General features: G+C 58.3%; 8 protein-coding genes and 2 rRNA genes (1 of these 10 cut by a window edge). 9 read left to right on the forward strand and 1 reads right to left on the reverse strand.

The features are described 5' to 3' along the window. The 8 genes from PspR84_RS03750 to PspR84_RS03785 form a co-directional block, all read left to right on the forward strand. Positions 1–2,890 (forward strand): 23S ribosomal RNA (locus PspR84_RS03750) (it extends 4 nt beyond the left edge of the window). 156 nt (positions 2,891–3,046) lie between these two features. Next, positions 3,047–3,162: ribosomal RNA gene (gene rrf, locus PspR84_RS03755) — 5S ribosomal RNA — on the forward strand. 154 nt (positions 3,163–3,316) lie between these two features. Next, positions 3,317–6,769: an exodeoxyribonuclease V subunit gamma gene (gene recC / locus PspR84_RS03760; protein ID WP_160055572.1), complete on the forward strand. Its 3,453-nt coding sequence runs from the start codon at positions 3,317–3,319 to the stop codon at positions 6,767–6,769. Then, positions 6,766–10,455 carry an exodeoxyribonuclease V subunit beta gene (gene recB / locus PspR84_RS03765; RefSeq protein ID WP_160055574.1) on the forward strand — a complete coding sequence of 1,230 codons (3,690 nt, stop codon included), beginning with the start codon at positions 6,766–6,768 and terminating at the stop codon, positions 10,453–10,455. The genes recC and recB overlap by 4 nt, the downstream gene beginning before the upstream one ends. Next, a complete protein-coding gene (gene recD, locus PspR84_RS03770) occupies positions 10,452–12,560 on the forward strand; it encodes an exodeoxyribonuclease V subunit alpha (protein WP_160055576.1) in 2,109 nt (702 codons plus the stop codon). Before recB ends, recD begins: the two co-directional genes overlap by 4 nt. 119 nt (positions 12,561–12,679) lie before the next feature. Beyond that, entirely contained in the window at positions 12,680–13,255 is a 576-nt protein-coding gene (locus tag PspR84_RS03775; RefSeq protein ID WP_160055578.1) for a YfiR family protein, read from the forward strand. After that, a complete protein-coding gene (locus PspR84_RS03780) occupies positions 13,252–14,520 on the forward strand; it encodes a diguanylate cyclase (protein ID WP_160055587.1) in 1,269 nt (422 codons plus the stop codon). The genes PspR84_RS03775 and PspR84_RS03780 overlap by 4 nt, the downstream gene beginning before the upstream one ends. Positions 14,521–14,525: 5 nt before the next feature. After that, positions 14,526–15,020 carry an OmpA family protein gene (locus PspR84_RS03785; RefSeq protein WP_160055588.1) on the forward strand — a complete coding sequence of 165 codons (495 nt, stop codon included), beginning with the start codon at positions 14,526–14,528 and terminating at the stop codon, positions 15,018–15,020. Here the strand turns inward: PspR84_RS03785 and PspR84_RS03790 are convergent. After that, positions 15,017–15,964: a LysR family transcriptional regulator gene (locus tag PspR84_RS03790; RefSeq protein WP_160055589.1), complete on the reverse strand. Its 948-nt coding sequence runs from the start codon at positions 15,962–15,964 to the stop codon at positions 15,017–15,019. The two genes, PspR84_RS03785 and PspR84_RS03790, sit on opposite strands and share 4 nt — an antisense overlap. A 149-nt stretch (positions 15,965–16,113) precedes the next feature. On the opposite strand from PspR84_RS03790, the gene PspR84_RS03795 reads away from it, so the two are divergent. Next, the gene (locus PspR84_RS03795; RefSeq protein WP_160055590.1) at positions 16,114–17,640 is read left to right on the forward strand and encodes a CoA-acylating methylmalonate-semialdehyde dehydrogenase; all 1,527 of its coding nucleotides are present in this window, start codon (positions 16,114–16,116) and stop codon (positions 17,638–17,640) included. Positions 17,641–17,645: the final 5 nt, after the last annotated feature.

A 17,645-nucleotide genomic window follows, 5' to 3' on the forward strand; every position in this document is an offset into this window, starting at 1 on the left:
AAGTGAAGAAGCGCATACGGTGGATGCCTTGGCAGTCAGAGGCGATGAAAGACGTGGTAGCCTGCGAAAAGCTTCGGGGAGTCGGCAAACAGACTTTGATCCGGAGATGTCTGAATGGGGGAACCCAGCCATCATAAGATGGTTATCTTGTACTGAATACATAGGTGCAAGAAGCGAACCAGGGGAACTGAAACATCTAAGTACCCTGAGGAAAAGAAATCAACCGAGATTCCCTTAGTAGTGGCGAGCGAACGGGGACTAGCCCTTAAGTGGCTTTGAGATTAGCGGAACGCTCTGGAAAGTGCGGCCATAGTGGGTGATAGCCCTGTACGCGAAAATCTCTTAGTCATGAAATCGAGTAGGACGGAGCACGAGAAACTTTGTCTGAATATGGGGGGACCATCCTCCAAGGCTAAATACTACTGACTGACCGATAGTGAACTAGTACCGTGAGGGAAAGGCGAAAAGAACCCCGGAGAGGGGAGTGAAATAGATCCTGAAACCGTATGCGTACAAGCAGTGGGAGCCCACTTTGTTGGGTGACTGCGTACCTTTTGTATAATGGGTCAGCGACTTATTTTCAGTGGCGAGCTTAACCGAATAGGGGAGGCGTAGCGAAAGCGAGTCTTAATAGGGCGTCTAGTCGCTGGGAATAGACCCGAAACCGGGCGATCTATCCATGGGCAGGTTGAAGGTTGGGTAACACTAACTGGAGGACCGAACCGACTACCGTTGAAAAGTTAGCGGATGACCTGTGGATCGGAGTGAAAGGCTAATCAAGCTCGGAGATAGCTGGTTCTCCTCGAAAGCTATTTAGGTAGCGCCTCATGTATCACTGTAGGGGGTAGAGCACTGTTTCGGCTAGGGGGTCATCCCGACTTACCAAACCGATGCAAACTCCGAATACCTACAAGTGCCGAGCATGGGAGACACACGGCGGGTGCTAACGTCCGTCGTGAAAAGGGAAACAACCCAGACCGTCAGCTAAGGTCCCAAAGTTATGGTTAAGTGGGAAACGATGTGGGAAGGCTTAGACAGCTAGGAGGTTGGCTTAGAAGCAGCCACCCTTTAAAGAAAGCGTAATAGCTCACTAGTCGAGTCGGCCTGCGCGGAAGATGTAACGGGGCTCAAACCATACACCGAAGCTACGGGTATCATCTTCGGATGATGCGGTAGAGGAGCGTTCTGTAAGCCTGTGAAGGTGAGTTGAGAAGCTTGCTGGAGGTATCAGAAGTGCGAATGCTGACATGAGTAACGACAATGGGTGTGAAAAACACCCACGCCGAAAGACCAAGGTTTCCTGCGCAACGTTAATCGACGCAGGGTTAGTCGGTCCCTAAGGCGAGGCTGAAAAGCGTAGTCGATGGAAAACAGGTTAATATTCCTGTACTTCTGGTTATTGCGATGGAGGGACGGAGAAGGCTAGGCCAGCTTGGCGTTGGTTGTCCAAGTTTAAGGTGGTAGGCTGAGATCTTAGGTAAATCCGGGATCTTAAGGCCGAGAGCTGATGACGAGTGTTCTTTTAGAACACGAAGTGGTTGATGCCATGCTTCCAAGAAAAGCTTCTAAGCTTCAGGTAACCAGGAACCGTACCCCAAACCGACACAGGTGGTTGGGTAGAGAATACCAAGGCGCTTGAGAGAACTCGGGTGAAGGAACTAGGCAAAATGGCACCGTAACTTCGGGAGAAGGTGCGCCGGTGAGGGTGAAGGACTTGCTCCGTAAGCTCATGCCGGTCGAAGATACCAGGCCGCTGCGACTGTTTATTAAAAACACAGCACTCTGCAAACACGAAAGTGGACGTATAGGGTGTGACGCCTGCCCGGTGCCGGAAGGTTAATTGATGGGGTTAGCTAACGCGAAGCTCTTGATCGAAGCCCCGGTAAACGGCGGCCGTAACTATAACGGTCCTAAGGTAGCGAAATTCCTTGTCGGGTAAGTTCCGACCTGCACGAATGGCGTAACGATGGCGGCGCTGTCTCCACCCGAGACTCAGTGAAATTGAAATCGCTGTGAAGATGCAGTGTATCCGCGGCTAGACGGAAAGACCCCGTGAACCTTTACTATAGCTTTGCACTGGACTTTGAATTTGCTTGTGTAGGATAGGTGGGAGGCTTTGAAGCGTGGACGCCAGTTCGCGTGGAGCCATCCTTGAAATACCACCCTGGCAACTTTGAGGTTCTAACTCAGGTCCGTTATCCGGATCGAGGACAGTGTATGGTGGGTAGTTTGACTGGGGCGGTCTCCTCCTAAAGAGTAACGGAGGAGTACGAAGGTGCGCTCAGACCGGTCGGAAATCGGTCGTAGAGTATAAAGGCAAAAGCGCGCTTGACTGCGAGACAGACACGTCGAGCAGGTACGAAAGTAGGTCTTAGTGATCCGGTGGTTCTGTATGGAAGGGCCATCGCTCAACGGATAAAAGGTACTCCGGGGATAACAGGCTGATACCGCCCAAGAGTTCATATCGACGGCGGTGTTTGGCACCTCGATGTCGGCTCATCACATCCTGGGGCTGAAGCCGGTCCCAAGGGTATGGCTGTTCGCCATTTAAAGTGGTACGCGAGCTGGGTTTAGAACGTCGTGAGACAGTTCGGTCCCTATCTGCCGTGGACGTTTGAGATTTGAGAGGGGCTGCTCCTAGTACGAGAGGACCGGAGTGGACGAACCTCTGGTGTTCCGGTTGTCACGCCAGTGGCATTGCCGGGTAGCTATGTTCGGGAAAGATAACCGCTGAAAGCATCTAAGCGGGAAACTTGCCTCAAGATGAGATCTCACTGGAACCTTGAGTTCCCTGAAGGGCCGTCGAAGACTACGACGTTGATAGGTTGGGTGTGTAAGCGCTGTGAGGCGTTGAGCTAACCAATACTAATTGCCCGTGAGGCTTGACCATATAACACCCAAGCAATTTGCGAACTCGAGAGAGACCAGATTGCGGTGTGTGAAGACGAAACGAACCGAAAGTTCGATGTTCACAAAACACCGAAAGCTGTCACATACCCAATTTGCTGAAGCGAGGCCCTCTGGTCACGACTCAGTACCCGAATTTCTTGACGACCATAGAGCGTTGGAACCACCTGATCCCATCCCGAACTCAGCAGTGAAACGATGCATCGCCGATGGTAGTGTGGGGTTTCCCCATGTGAGAGTAGGTCATCGTCAAGATTAAATTCCGAAACCCCAATTGCGAAAGCAGTTGGGGTTTTGTTTTGTCCGCAGGAAAGTTCTTACAGCATTCACAGGCGCTGTCCGGCTTTCACAATCTGCCGAGAATGCTAAGGTTCTGCCCTGGCTTTTGTACTTTTCCAAGGAAACCTTTATGCCGGACGCTCAGTCCCTCAACGCTGCATTCATGGTGGTTCAGAGTAATAGCCTGGACGAACTGCGCAGCCTTGTGATCAGCATAATGCGACGTTACCCACTGGCTCCCCTGGAAAACGAAATAGCGCTGGTACAGAGCAATGGTATCGCCCAATGGCTCAAATTGGCCTTGGCTGAAGACCCTGAGGAAGATGATCTCGGCGGTTGCGGTATCGCGGCAGCGATTGATGTGCAACTGCCGGGCAGTTTCATGTGGCAGCTGTACCGCATGGTACTGGGCCGAGATGAAATTCCTCCCAAATCCCTGCTCGATAAAGCCCCGCTGACCTGGCGCCTCATGCGCCTGCTCCCCCAGGTTATTGATCGCCCACATTTCGAGCCGTTGCAACGCTTCCTCACCCATGACACCGACCTGCGCAAGCGTTATCAATTGTCCGAACGCTTGGCGGATCTGTTCGATCAGTATCAGGTTTATCGGGCCGACTGGCTGGAGGACTGGGCCGAAGGTCGGCATCAGTTGCGTAGCGTCAGGGGAGAAGTAAAAGCGCTGACTCCGACCAGTTGCTGGCAGGCAGAGTTGTGGCGTGCGCTGCTGGATGACGTGGGGGAACAGGGTATGGCACAGAGTCGTGCCGGCGTTCACCAACGGTTCATCGAACGCATCAACAATCTTGCCGAAGCTCCCGCGGGATTGCCTTCGCGGGTAATCGTTTTCGGTATTTCTTCGCTGCCAGCCCAGGTGCTTGAAGCACTGGCCGGGCTTGCGCGTTTCAGTCAGGTCCTGCTGTGTGTTCACAACCCGTGCCGACACCACTGGGCCGATATTGTCGCCGACAAGGATCTGCTGCGGCATCAATACAAGCGGCAATCGCGCAAGACTGGAATGCCCACAGTGCTGGACCCTGATGCACTGCATCAACACGCTCATCCGCTATTGGCCGCATGGGGTAAACAAGGCCGGGATTACATCAACCTGCTCGACAGTTATGACGACCCCAACAGCTATCGGGCGGCTTTTCGCGATGGCCGCATAGACCTGTTCAGCGACACTCAGCCGCACAACCTGCTCAATCAATTACAGGACGACATCCTGGAGTTGCGCCCACTCAATGAAACCCGCGAACACTGGCCCGCTGTTGATCTGGTACATGACGAGTCGATCCGTTTTCACATTGCCCACAGCGCTCAGCGTGAAGTCGAAATACTGCACGACCAACTCCTGTCGCGCTTCAGCGCCAATCCAGATCTGCGTCCTCGCGATGTGATCGTGATGGTGCCTGACATTGATAGCTACGCACCGCATATCCGCGCGGTGTTTGGTCAGCTTGATCGCCACGATGCCCGGTTCATTCCATTCACATTGGCGGATCAGGGACAGCGAGGTCGTGATCCACTGCTGATCGCAGTCGAACACCTGCTCAAGCTTCCCGACAGTCGCTTTCCGGTCAGTGAAATCCTCGACCTGCTCGACGTGCCTGCACTTCGCGCGCGCTTTGGTGTTGAGGAGCGCGACTTGCCAACACTGCACCGCTGGATAGAAGGCGCAGGTGTACGCTGGGGCATGAATGCCGAGCAACGCGCGGGCCTGGGTTTACCCGACGAGCTCGAGCAAAACAGCTGGCATTTCGGTCTGCGCCGCATGCTTCTGGGCTACGCCGTAGGCAGCGCCAATGCGTGTGAAGGGATTGAACCTTATGATGAAATTGGTGGACTCGACGCCGCACTGATCGGGCCGTTGGTGGCCCTGCTCGATGCCTTGGAACTTGCCCATCAGCAGCTCACCCAGCCCGCTCAGCCCAAGGAGTGGGGCTATCGATTGCAAGCGCTGATGCAACTGTTCTTCAAAGCCAGCAACGAGCATGACGACTACTTGTTGACCCAGCTGGAAGAGCTTCGCGAAACCTGGCTGGAAACATGTGAGGCTGTAGGTCTGACGGATGAGTTACCACTGACAGTCGTTCGCGAAGCCTGGCTCGCCGGCCTTGATCAGGGGCGTCTGTCTCAGCGCTTCCTGGCCGGTGCCGTGAACTTTTGTACGCTGATGCCCATGCGCGCCATTCCATTCAAACTGGTCTGCCTGCTGGGGATGAATGACGGCGACTATCCCCGTGCGCAGCCGCCGCTGGATTTCGATCTCATGGGCAGCGATTACCGTCCGGGCGATCGTTCGCGGCGTGAAGACGACCGCTATCTTTTGCTTGAAGCGCTTTTGTCAGCACGCAACCAGCTGTACATCAGTTGGGTCGGCCGCAGCATCCGCGACAACAGTGAGCGACCGGCCTCAGTACTGATCGGCCAGTTGCGCGATCACCTCGCCAGCGGTTGGCGATTACTTGACGAAAATTGCGATCTACTGGGTGCCATGACGCAAGAACATCCGCTGCAGCCGTTCAGTGCGCGCTATTTTCATGAAGGCGACCAACTCTTCAGCTATGCCAGTGAATGGCAGGTTCTGCATCAACAGCGTGAATCTCAAAACGAAGCACAGTTACTCAGCCCTTATGTGCAAGAGGAACCGTTGAGCCTCGCGTTGTTGCAGGACTTTTTGCGCAACCCGGTTCGGCATTTTTTCACCCAACGCCTCAAAGTGTATTTCGAGGCCGCCGAAGCACCGCTAGCCGATGAGGAACCCTTCGTACTGGACGCATTGCAGCGCTACACACTCAGCGACAGTCTGCTCGAAGCCGCACTCAGGCAGCCGGACAATGTCGATCAGGCGCTGACTGCCCAAGCCCGACGTCTGCAGAATAGCGGTCTGCTACCAATGGCCGGGTTCGGCGAGTGCCTGCAACGTGAGCTGATCGAACCTTTGCCGGATTTGCTACAGCGTTATCAACAACTGCTGACGCTTTGGCCCGTCCCTTTGAGCAGCGCGATGCCGGTCAACCTTGAATTGCAGGGTTTGCGTCTGGAAGGATGGCTTGCGGGTTTGCATCAGCGTGCCGATGGGGGGCTGTTGTCGGTCACCACTATTCCCAACAGCATTGGCTCGATCAAAAGCCGCAAATGGCATCGCCTGACCAAACCGTGGGTCAATCATCTGGTGGCCTGCGCCAGCGGGCTTTCCTTGAGCACTGCGTTGGTAGCCAGCGACGACACGTTGTTGCTTGAACCCATGGCGCGAGAACGAGCGATAGGTTTCCTTGGCGATTTGCTCCTCGCCTGGCAGGCAGGCATGCGACAGCCACTGCCGATCGCAGTAAAAACCGCTTTTTCGTGGCTTTCCCAGACTGACCCGCTGAAGGCCGAAGCGGCAGCGCGTAAAGCCTATGAAGGTGACGGGCAGACCAGCGAAGGTGAGCGCCGCGAGAGCCCTGCGTTGTCCCGGCAATATTCCGACTTCGATGCATTGCTTGAGGACGAAACCTTCTCCGGCTGGTGCGACGCGTTGTATCGCCCCCTGCTTGAAGCACCGTGGCGTTCACTGTCCACTGAAGGGGCTCGAACATGAGTACCAAGACACCCCTTGCCCTGGCCTTTCCGTTACAGGGCAGCCAGTTGATCGAAGCCAGTGCCGGTACCGGTAAAACCTTCACGATTTCTGCGCTCTACCTGCGGCTTATTTTGGGGCATGGTGACGAGTCGAGCGGGTTCGGCCGCGAATTGTTGCCGCCGCAGATTCTCGTGGTGACCTTCACCGATGCCGCGACCAAGGAACTGCGTGAGCGCATACGCACGCGCCTGGCTGAAGCCGCTCGATTTTTTCGCGACGAAACGCCTGCACCCGATGGACTGATCGCCGAATTACGTGATCAGTTCGACGCCCAACAGTGGCCCGGTTGTGCCAACCGCCTCGATGTCGCTGCGCAATGGATGGATGAGGCCGCCGTTTCGACCATCCACAGTTGGTGTCAGCGCATGCTGCGTGAGCACGCGTTCGACAGCGGCAGCTTGTTCACTCAATCCCTGGAAACCGATCACAGCGACTTGCTCGGCGAAGTGTTGCGCGATTACTGGCGGCTGTTCTGTTACCCGATGCAGGACGATGCGTTGAATTGGGTTCGCAGCAACTGGGGCGGGCCGGCGGCCTTGTTGCCTCGCGTGCGCGGGCTGTTCGCCAGTGAGCGTGACAGCGACGAAGGAAAGGCTCCCGCAGAGCTGATCGATGAATGCCTGCAAGAACGCCGTGCAGCGCTGATCGAACTGAAAATGCCATGGCGTCAGTGGGCAGACGAATTGCTCGCCATCTGCCATCAAGGTGTTGCGAGCAAATCCGTCGACGGGCGCAAAATGCAGGCGCGGTACTTCGAACCCTGGTTTGAAAAGCTCAAGGCATGGGCCGAAGACGAGTCCCTGGAGCAACTGGATATCGGCACCGGTTTCACCCGACTGACCCCCGACGGCATGGCCGAAGCGTGGAAAGGTCAGGCCCCGAGCCACCCGGGCCTGGACGCCATGCCGAAACTCAAATCGAGCCTCGATGCATTGCCGACCCCCGATGCCGCTGTACTGCAACATGCCGCCAAATGGGTAGGCGCACGCTTTGAAGAAGAGAAGCGGCGTCGCGCCGAGATGGGCTTCGACGACATGTTGTTGCGCCTTGATGCAGCTTTGCAATCCGACGGGGGCGAGCGTCTTGCGACGTTGATTCGCGAACAGTTCCCGGTCGCGCTGATCGACGAGTTTCAGGACACTGACCCGGTGCAGTACCGAATCTTTGAAAGCATCTATCGCATTGAGGAAAACAGTCCTGACACCGGGCTGTTTCTGATCGGTGATCCGAAGCAGGCGATCTACGCTTTTCGCGGTGCAGACATCTACACCTACCTGCGCGCACGTCAGGCCACTACTGGTCGGCTGCATACGCTGGGCACCAACTTCCGTTCCAGCCACGGCATGGTCAACGCGGTCAATCATGTATTCGCACGTGCCGAGTCCCGAGAGCAGGGACGCGGCGCGTTTTTGTTCCGCGAGAAAAACGGCGAGAACCCGGTGCCGTTCCTGCCCGTGGAATCTCAGGGCCGCAACGAACGGCTGCAGGTTGCCGGTCAGGAAGTCGCGGCGCTGAATGTCTGGCACTTGTCCAGCGATCAGCCACTGTCCGGCGTTGTCTATCGCCAGCAATTGGCAGCCGCGTGCGCCAGCGAAATCACCGCGCTGCTCAATGGCGGGCAAAGCGCTAACGCGGGGTTCGTGCAGGATGGCAAAGACTTCAGAGGTCTGAGGCCGTCCGACATTGCGATTCTCGTGCGCGACGGCAAAGAAGCCCAGGCCGTCCGCAGTGAACTCGCCGCCCGCGGCGTGCGCAGTGTTTATCTGTCGGACAAGGATTCGGTGTTCGCGGCGCAAGAGGCTCACGACCTGTTGTCCTGGCTCAAGGCCTGTGCCGAACCGGATGTCGAACGTTCCCTGAAAGCCGCGCTGGCCTGTATCACCCTGAACCTGCCACTGGCAGAGCTGGAACGTCTGAACCAGGACGAACTGGTATGGGAAACCCGGGTCATGCAGTTCCGTGGCTATCGCGAGCTATGGCGCAAACAAGGTGTACTGCCGATGTTGCGCCGCCTGCTGCATGACTTCCATCTGCCGCAAACCTTGATGACACGCACGGATGGCGAGCGGGTACTGACCAACCTTTTGCACCTGTCGGAATTGATGCAGCAAGCGGCTGCGGAGCTGGACGGTGAACAAGCGCTGATTCGTCATCTGGCTGAACTGCTGGCTGTGTCCGGTCAGGCTGGCGAAGAGCAGATTCTGCGCCTGGAAAGTGACGAGCAACTGGTCAAAGTCGTGACCATCCACAAGTCCAAAGGCCTGGAATATCCCTTGGTGTTCCTGCCGTTCATTTGCTCGGCGAAACCGGTAGATGGCAGTCGCTTGCCACTGCATTACCACGATGCCGAGGGCAAGGCCCAGGTGAGTCTGAAACCAACCGCTGAGCTGATTGCGCAAGCGGACGACGAACGCCTGGCCGAAGACCTGCGCTTGCTCTACGTTGCCCTCACCCGCGCGCAGCACGCCTGCTGGTTGGGCGTGACGGACCTCAAGCGAGGCAATAACAACAGTTCGGTGCTGCACCTTTCGGCACTGGGTTATCTGCTCGGCGGTGGCACATCGCTGGGCGAGTCCAGCGAACTGAAACGCTGGCTGCAAGACCTGCAACAAGACTGCCCGTCCATCCACATCGATGAAATGCCACAACCCACCGACGAGCATTACCAGCCGCCACGCAATGACGCCGTGCTGAGTGCCACGCTGTTGCCCAAGCGCAAGGCCAGTGAAAACTGGTGGATCGCTTCCTACAGCGCATTGCGCATCAGCGACGTATTGAGTGTCGGCAGCGATGAAGCGCCGGACAGCCCGCAAGCGCAAAAGCTGTTTGATGACGAACGCCTGGACCCCGACGCCCCGCGAGAAATCATTGCCGGCGGCGCCGATATCCACCGCTTTCCTCGTGGCCCAAATCCAGGAACGTTTCTTCACGGTTTGCTGGAGTGGGCCGGTGATGACGGCTTTGCGGTTACCCGCGAGGCGCTGGAAGATGCGATTGCCCGTCGCTGTAACTTGCGTGGCTGGGAAGGCTGGATCACCACCCTGAGTGACTGGCTGCAGCATCTGCTCAAGTCGCCACTGCCAGTTGCAGGTGGTCAGCCGCCTGTTGTTCTAGAACAACTGAAGCAATATCGGGTCGAGATGGAGTTCTGGTTCGCCAGCCATAAAGTCGATGTCCTCAAACTCGACGAACTGGTGCGTCAGCACACTCACAGCGGCGTGGCCCGCGTGGCGGCAGAACCGGTGCAACTCAACGGCATGTTCAAAGGCTTTATCGACCTGACCTTTGAACACAATGGCCGTTACTACGTGGCCGACTACAAATCCAACTGGCTCGGCGTGGATGATCTGGCCTACACCGAGCAGGCCATGGAACTGTCGATCCTCGACAACCGTTATGACCTGCAATACGTGTTGTACCTGCTGGCGTTGCACCGCCAACTCAAGGCCCGGCTGCCTGATTACGATTACGACCGGCATGTCGGCGGGGCGTTGTATCTGTTTCTGCGCGGTACTCGCGCCGACAGTCGCGGTGTCTATTTTGTACGTCCGCCCCGTGAGCTTATCGAGCGCCTCGACCGGATGTTCCAAGGCAAACCCGAACCCAAGACCGAACCCGCCTGGGAACAGGGAGTCCTGCTATGAGCCGCACCTTTGCCGATCTGCTCCCTACACCGCTGGCTGCTGACAGTCTGTCGAAGTTATCGCCCCTTACCAGTGCCGATGACCTGTTGATCTTGTTGACCCGGTGGGTCGAGCGCGGCTGGCTGCGTGCGCTGGACAAAGCATTCGTCGCGTTCCTTCACGAACTTGATCGCGATACGGATCCGCTGGTGCTGCTCGCTGCTGCTCTGACCAGTCATCAACTTGGCCACGGTCATGTCTGTCTTGATCTTTATGAAACCCTGAAAGCGCCCGACTTCGCGCTGTCGCTACCCCCCGAAGGAGACGTGCAAGGTGGTGTCTTGTTGCTGCCTTCGCAATTGCTCGAGGCGCTCGATGGTGCTCACTGGTGCAAGGTTCTAGCGGGCAGCTCTCTGGTCGCACTGGCCGCGGATAGCAGCGATTCAGCACAACAACGTCCGTTGGTAATCTCGGGAAAACGCCTGTATCTGCGACGCTACTGGGCTTACGAACGGCGCATCGATACCGCGTTGCGTCAGCGTCTGCAGCAAGTGGAGCCGACGCCGGACGATCTGCCGCAGCGCTTGAACGAGCTGTTCGGATCAGCGAAAACGGGTGAAGTGATCGACTGGCAGAAACTCGCCTGCGCCCTTGCTACTCGTGGTGCCTTCAGCATCGTCACCGGCGGTCCGGGCACCGGCAAAACCACCACCGTGGTGCGTTTGCTGGCCTTGCTTCAAGCGCCCGCAGTCGCCGCAGACCAACCGCTGCGGATTCGCCTGGCGGCACCGACGGGCAAGGCTGCGGCGCGGTTGACCGAGTCCATCAGTCAGCAAGTGCAGTCGCTCGAAGTCAGCGAAGAGGTGCGGGCGAAGATTCCTTGCGACGTCACCACCGTGCACCGTCTGCTGGGCAGTCGTCCTGGCACCCGGCACTTCCGTCACCATGCCGGCAACCGCCTGCCCCTGGATGTGCTGGTGGTCGACGAAGCCTCGATGATCGACCTGGAAATGATGGCCAATCTGCTCGATGCCTTGCCTCCCCATGCACGGCTGGTCTTGCTGGGCGACAAGGATCAATTGGCCTCTGTGGAGGCCGGCGCGGTGCTGGGGGATTTGTGCCGAGACGCCGAGAGTGGCTGGTACAACCCGCAGACCCGACAGTGGCTGGAGTCGGTCAGCGGTGAGTCGCTGCAGGACAGTGGCTTGCATGAAGATGTCGATGGCACCCACCCGCTGGCCCAGCAAGTGGTGATGCTGCGCCACTCCCGGCGCTTCGGTGAGGGCAGTGGGATTGGTCAGCTCGCGCGTCGGGTCAACCAACAGTTGCCGGATGAAGCGCGCCAGTTGCTCACGGCTGGGCACTATGACGATGTGTATTCGCTGCCGCTCAAGGGCGAACACGATCACAAGCTCGAGCGCCTGTTGCTTGAGGGACATGGCGACGGCCCACAAGGCTATCGCCATTATCTGAGCGTGCTGCGTGATCAGCGTCCACCCTTGGGTCGGCCACTCGAACATCCGGACTGGGTCATTTGGGCCCGCGAAGTCTTGCAGGCGTTCGACACCTTCCAGTTGCTGTGTGCCGTGCGCAAAGGGCCGTGGGGCGTCGAAGGTCTGAATCAACGGATCACCGCCGCGCTGCTCAAAGCACGTCTGATCGAAAACGATCAGCAATGGTACGAAGGACGGCCAGTGCTGATGACTCGCAATGATTATGGTCTGGGCTTGATGAACGGCGACATCGGCATCGCCCTCAAACTGCCCGAGCGCGAAGGACCCGACGCCGGCAAACCGGTGTTGCGCGTGGCGTTCCCGCGTAACGATGGTCAGGGCGGCGTGCGCTTCGTATTGCCGAGCCGGCTCAATGACGTCGAAACCGTCTACGCGATGACGGTGCACAAATCCCAAGGCTCGGAGTTTGCCCATACGGCGCTGATTCTGCCCGATGCCTTGAATCCGGTGCTGACCAAAGAATTGATCTACACCGGTATCACCCGGGCCAAGCATTGGTTCACCTTGATCGAATCCCGAGCGGGCGTGTTTGAAGAAGCGGTGCAGCGCAAGGTCAAGCGCCTGAGCGGGTTGATGCTGGAACTGGAAGAGGGGACCGTGCCTGTGAGGTGAAAATCCCGACGATTGACGGCGTTTACTGACCGACCGGTCAGAGGTCGCTGTCTCGCTGGCGTTTCAGCGCTGTGCTATCGTTGCGGCATCATTTCGCTACGATCCAAGAGAATCCCTGCATGAAGGTGTCTGTCTGGGCGACAGGGCGCGTAGTTGTCTGCAAGCACGCGTTGCTTGTTGCTCTGCTCTGGATGTTGACGGGCGCGGCTGTCGCGCAGCCGCAGGCGCCGACGGGCATGGCCGAGCAACGGGCCAAATCTGTCACGCAGGTTGTTCTTGGCATTCTCAGTTACGCGCGCTGGCCGGTGGAACCGGCGCAATTGCGCCTGTGCATCGTTGGTCCGACCGAATACACCGACGATCTGGTCAAAGGCACCACGCAAGCCACCGGCCGGCCTGTCACCGTACGTCGCCTGCTGGCCGACAACCCGGCGATCGTCAGCGAATGCGATGCGGTGTACATCGGCAAACTCACCGCGGATGAACGCACTCGCTTGTTCGCTTCGCTGATCGGTCACCCGGTGCTGAGCATCAGCGAAGGTGGCGATCAATGCACCGTCGGCAGCCTGTTCTGTCTGCGCGTTGGCGATGATCAGGTGTCCTTCGAGGTCAATCTCGACTCCGTTGCCCGCAGTGGCGTGCGCATTCACCCCAGCGTGCTGCAATTGTCGCGTCGTAAACCGGCGGCGCCATGAACCTGTTCAGATCGAATAGCCGCCCAACGCTGGGCTCGGTCATTGGCCGAGGGCATTTGACGGTCGCGCTGGTGGGCGTGGCGATGGCCAGCGTTTCGCTGACGTTGCTCGGCGTACTGGCTTTACGGGTGTACGCCGATCACAACCTGCACTTGATCGCCCGTTCGATCAGCTACACCGTGGAAGCCGCGGTGGTGTTCAACGACAAGACCGCCGCCAACGAATCGCTGGCGCTGATTGCTTCCACCGAAGAGGTCGCTGAAGCCCAGGTGCTGGACAGTCAGGGACAACTGCTCGCGCATTGGCAACGTCCGGAAAACGGTTTGTTCTCTGAGCTGGAAATGCAGATCACCCGCGCCATCCTGGAAAAACCCATCAGCCTGCCGATTGAGCATCAGGACCGTGAAATCGGTCGTGTACTGCTCACCGGACATGGTGGCAGCCTGATGCGCTTTCTGCTCAGCGGTCTGGCGGGGATCATCCTCTGTACCGCGATCAGCGCCTGGGTTGCGCTTCATCTGGCGCGCCGCCAGTTACGCGCGATCACCGGTCCTCTGCGCAGTCTGGCCAATGTGGCTCACGCCGCACGCAGCGAACGAGCGCTGGACCGCCGCGTGCCGCCGGCACAGATCGCCGAACTCGACAATCTCGGCAATGACTTCAACGCCTTGCTCGATGAGCTGGAGTCCTGGCAAACCCATCTACAGAACGAAAACGAAACCCTCGCTCACCAGGCCAGCCACGACAGCCTTACCGGTCTGCCGAATCGTGCTTTTTTCGAAGGACGCTTGATCCGCGCGTTGCGTAATGCCGGCAAACACGATGAGCGCGTTGCCGTGTTGTTTCTCGACAGCGACCGCTTCAAAGGCATCAACGACAACTTCGGCCACGCTGCGGGTGATGCGGTGCTGGTGGCGGTGGCCAATCGCGTTCGTGCGCAGTTGCGTGAAGAGGATCTGGTGGCGCGGCTGGGCGGTGACGAGTTCGCCGTTCTGCTCACGCCGCTGCACAAGGTCGAAGATGCCGAGACCATTGCCGACAAGATCCTCGCCAGCATGGACATGCCCATCGCGCTGCCGGGCGACACCAGTGTGGTGACCTCGCTCAGTATTGGCATTGCGGTTTTCCCTGATCATGGTGCCGCGCCCGGGGCCTTGCTCGACGCCGCCGATGCGGCGATGTATCAAGCCAAGCGTCTGTCGCGCGGCGCCCAATTCACGGCCGGGGCGGAACACCCGGTCGATTCCGTTCAAACCAGGAGCTGACTGTCGTGTTCACACTGTCCATTCGATCTTTTTACGCGGCGCTGTTGATGGCCGTACTGGCTCTGACCGGTTGCCAGACCGCACCGCAAAAAGGCCTGACCCCGGCGCAAGTCGCGGTACTCAAACAACAGGGTTTTGAACTGACCGACGAGGGTTGGGAGTTTGGCCTGTCTGGCAAAGTACTGTTCGGTAGCGACGTGGAAAGCCTGAACCCGCAAAGCACCGAGATCGTCGAACGCATCGGCAAGGCCCTGCTGGCTGTTGGCATCGAGCGCGTGCGGGTCGATGGTCATACCGACGCATCGGGCAAGGAAACCTACAATCAGCAACTATCGCTGCGTCGTGCGAAAAGTGTCGCCAACGTGCTGGGCACAGTCGGCATGAAGCAAGAGAACATCCAGCTGCAGGGCCTGGGCAGCAAAGAGCCGGTGGCGTCCAACGATACGACGGCCGGTCGCACGGAAAACCGCCGTGTCGCGATTGTGGTCAGCGCCGATTAGTCGGCGAATTGCATGTCGCGGGTCTTGCCCATCAACAGATCCTGATTACGCTCAGTCACCTCACGGATGTAATCCCACAACAAGGTGATCCGCTTCAATTTGCGCAGATCCTCCCGGCAGTACATCCAGAACTGCCGGGTAATATCGATTTCCTCCGGTAACACCGGCAGCAGGCGCGGGTCCTGTGCGGCGAGGAAGCACGGCAGAATCGCCAGCGAGCGCCCTTGCTGCGCTGCAACGAACTGCGCGATCACGCTGGTGCTGCGCAAGTTGGCGCTGGCGCCGGGCAACACGTTCGCCAGGTACAGCAGCTCCGAGCTGAACGCCAGATCATCCACATAACTGATGAATTGATGCTTGCTCAAGTCTGCCGGGCGGCGGATCGGTGGGTGTTGGTCCAGATAGTCCTGGGTCGCGTAGAGCTGCAAGCGGTAGTCGCAGAGTTTGCAGCACACGTACGGCCCATGCTCCGGGCGTTCCAGCGCAATGACGATGTCGGCCTCGCGCTTGGACAGGCTGATGAAGTGTGGCAGCGGCAGGATGTCCACCGAGATGGCCGGGTAGGCGTCGACGAAATGGCTCAGCTGCGGCGTGATGAAAAAACTGCCGAAGCCTTCCGTGCAACCCATGCGCACATGCCCGGACAACGCCACGCCGGAGCCTGACACCTGCTCGCAAGCCATGTGCAATGTGCTCTCAATCGACTCGGCATAACCGAGCAAACGCTGACCTTCGGTGGTCAGGACGAAGCCGCTGGTCCGCGACTTCTCGAACAGCAAAGTCCCCAATGCCGCCTCCAACGAACTGATCCGCCGCGACACCGTGGTGTAGTCGACAGCCAGCCGTTTGGCAGCAGTGCTGGCCTTGCGGGTGCGGGCGACTTCGAGGAAAAACTTGAGGTCGTCCCAGTTCAGCGAGCCTAGAGAGGTGATGTTTTTTTGCATGATGGACGGGCTTATATGTGCGTTCTTATTAGAAGTTTGCACATCTATACTCCAAAAACAGTCCGACAACCAATTCGTGACACACGCCTCATCTCAAGGCGAACCTTTCGCCTTGGCTCCTACGATAAAAACAAGTTTCGGAGACCAGCATGAACGCATCGCTTACGCCCAACGAAACCACCGTCCAGAAGGTCAAACTGCTGATCAATGGCGAATGGGTCGAGTCGCAGACCACCGAATGGCACGACATCGTCAACCCGGCGACCCAGCAAGTGCTGGCCAAAGTGCCGTTTGCCACCGCAGCTGAAGTCGATGCCGCCGTAAGCGCCGCTCAGCGCGCCTTCCAGACCTGGAAACTGACCCCGATCGGCGCGCGCATGCGCATCATGCTCAAGCTGCAAGCGCTGATTCGCGAACACTCCAAACGCATCGCTGTCGTCCTGAGCGCCGAGCAAGGCAAAACCATTGCCGACGCCGAGGGCGATATTTTCCGTGGCCTGGAAGTGGTCGAGCACGCCTGCTCCATCGGCAGCCTGCAAATGGGCGAGTTCGCCGAGAACGTCGCCGGCGGTGTTGATACTTACACGCTGCGTCAGCCGATCGGCGTGTGCGCTGGCATCACGCCGTTCAACTTCCCGGCGATGATTCCGCTGTGGATGTTCCCGATGGCCATCGCCTGCGGCAACACCTTCGTCTTGAAGCCTTCGGAACAGGATCCGCTGTCGACCATGTTGCTGGTCGAGTTGGCAATCGAGGCCGGCGTTCCGTCCGGTGTGTTGAACGTGGTCCACGGCGGTAAAGACGTGGTCGATGGCCTGTGCACGCACAAAGACATCAAAGCCGTGTCCTTCGTCGGTTCGACCGCTGTCGGCACTCACGTTTACGACCTGGCGGGCAAGCACGGCAAGCGCGTGCAATCGATGATGGGCGCGAAGAACCACGCCGTGGTGCTGGCCGATGCCAACCGCGAGCAAGCGCTGAATGCCTTGGTCGGCGCCGGTTTCGGTGCGGCCGGGCAACGTTGCATGGCCACCTCCGTGGTAGTGCTGGTCGGCGCGGCGAAGCAATGGCTGCCGGATCTGAAAGCGCTGGCGCAGAAACTCACCGTCAACGCCGGCAATGAGCCGGGCACCGATGTCGGCCCGGTGATCTCGAAGAAAGCCAAAGCACGAATTCTCGATCTGATCGAAAGCGGTATCAAGGAAGGCGCCAAGCTGGAACTGGACGGTCGCGACATCAAGGTGCCGGGTTACGAGCAAGGCAACTTTGTCGGCCCGACCCTGTTCTCGGGCGTGACCACCGACATGCAGATCTACACCCAGGAAATCTTCGGCCCGGTGCTGGTGGTGCTGGAAGTCGACACCCTTGATCAGGCGATTGCGCTGGTCAACGCCAACCCGTTCGGCAACGGCACGGGCCTGTTCACCCAGAGCGGTGCGGCGGCGCGTAAATTCCAGACTGAAATCGACGTCGGCCAGGTCGGCATCAACATCCCGATTCCAGTGCCGGTACCGTTCTTCAGTTTCACCGGTTCGCGCGGTTCGAAACTCGGCGACCTCGGCCCGTACGGCAAGCAAGTGGTGCAGTTCTACACGCAGACCAAAACGGTCACCGCGCGCTGGTTCGATGACGACAGCGTCAACGACGGCGTGAACACCACCATCAACCTGCGCTGAGGAAT

The organism is Pseudomonas sp. R84 (genome assembly GCF_009834515.1).
Lineage (GTDB): Bacteria > Pseudomonadota > Gammaproteobacteria > Pseudomonadales > Pseudomonadaceae > Aquipseudomonas.

What these genes read in the sequence shown, in the direction of transcription:
- recC (WP_160055572.1), top strand. Translation starts at nt 3,317, where the DNA reads ATGCCGGACGCTCAGTCCCTCAACGCTGCATTCATGGTGGTTCAGAGT.
- recB (WP_160055574.1), top strand. Translation starts at nt 6,766, where the DNA reads ATGAGTACCAAGACACCCCTTGCCCTGGCCTTTCCGTTACAGGGCAGC.
- recD (WP_160055576.1), top strand. Translation starts at nt 10,452, where the DNA reads ATGAGCCGCACCTTTGCCGATCTGCTCCCTACACCGCTGGCTGCTGAC.
- PspR84_RS03775 (WP_160055578.1), top strand. Translation starts at nt 12,680, where the DNA reads ATGAAGGTGTCTGTCTGGGCGACAGGGCGCGTAGTTGTCTGCAAGCAC.
- PspR84_RS03780 (WP_160055587.1), top strand. Translation starts at nt 13,252, where the DNA reads ATGAACCTGTTCAGATCGAATAGCCGCCCAACGCTGGGCTCGGTCATT.
- PspR84_RS03790 (WP_160055589.1), bottom strand. Translation starts at nt 15,964, where the DNA reads ATGCAAAAAAACATCACCTCTCTAGGCTCGCTGAACTGGGACGACCTC.
- PspR84_RS03795 (WP_160055590.1), top strand. Translation starts at nt 16,114, where the DNA reads ATGAACGCATCGCTTACGCCCAACGAAACCACCGTCCAGAAGGTCAAA.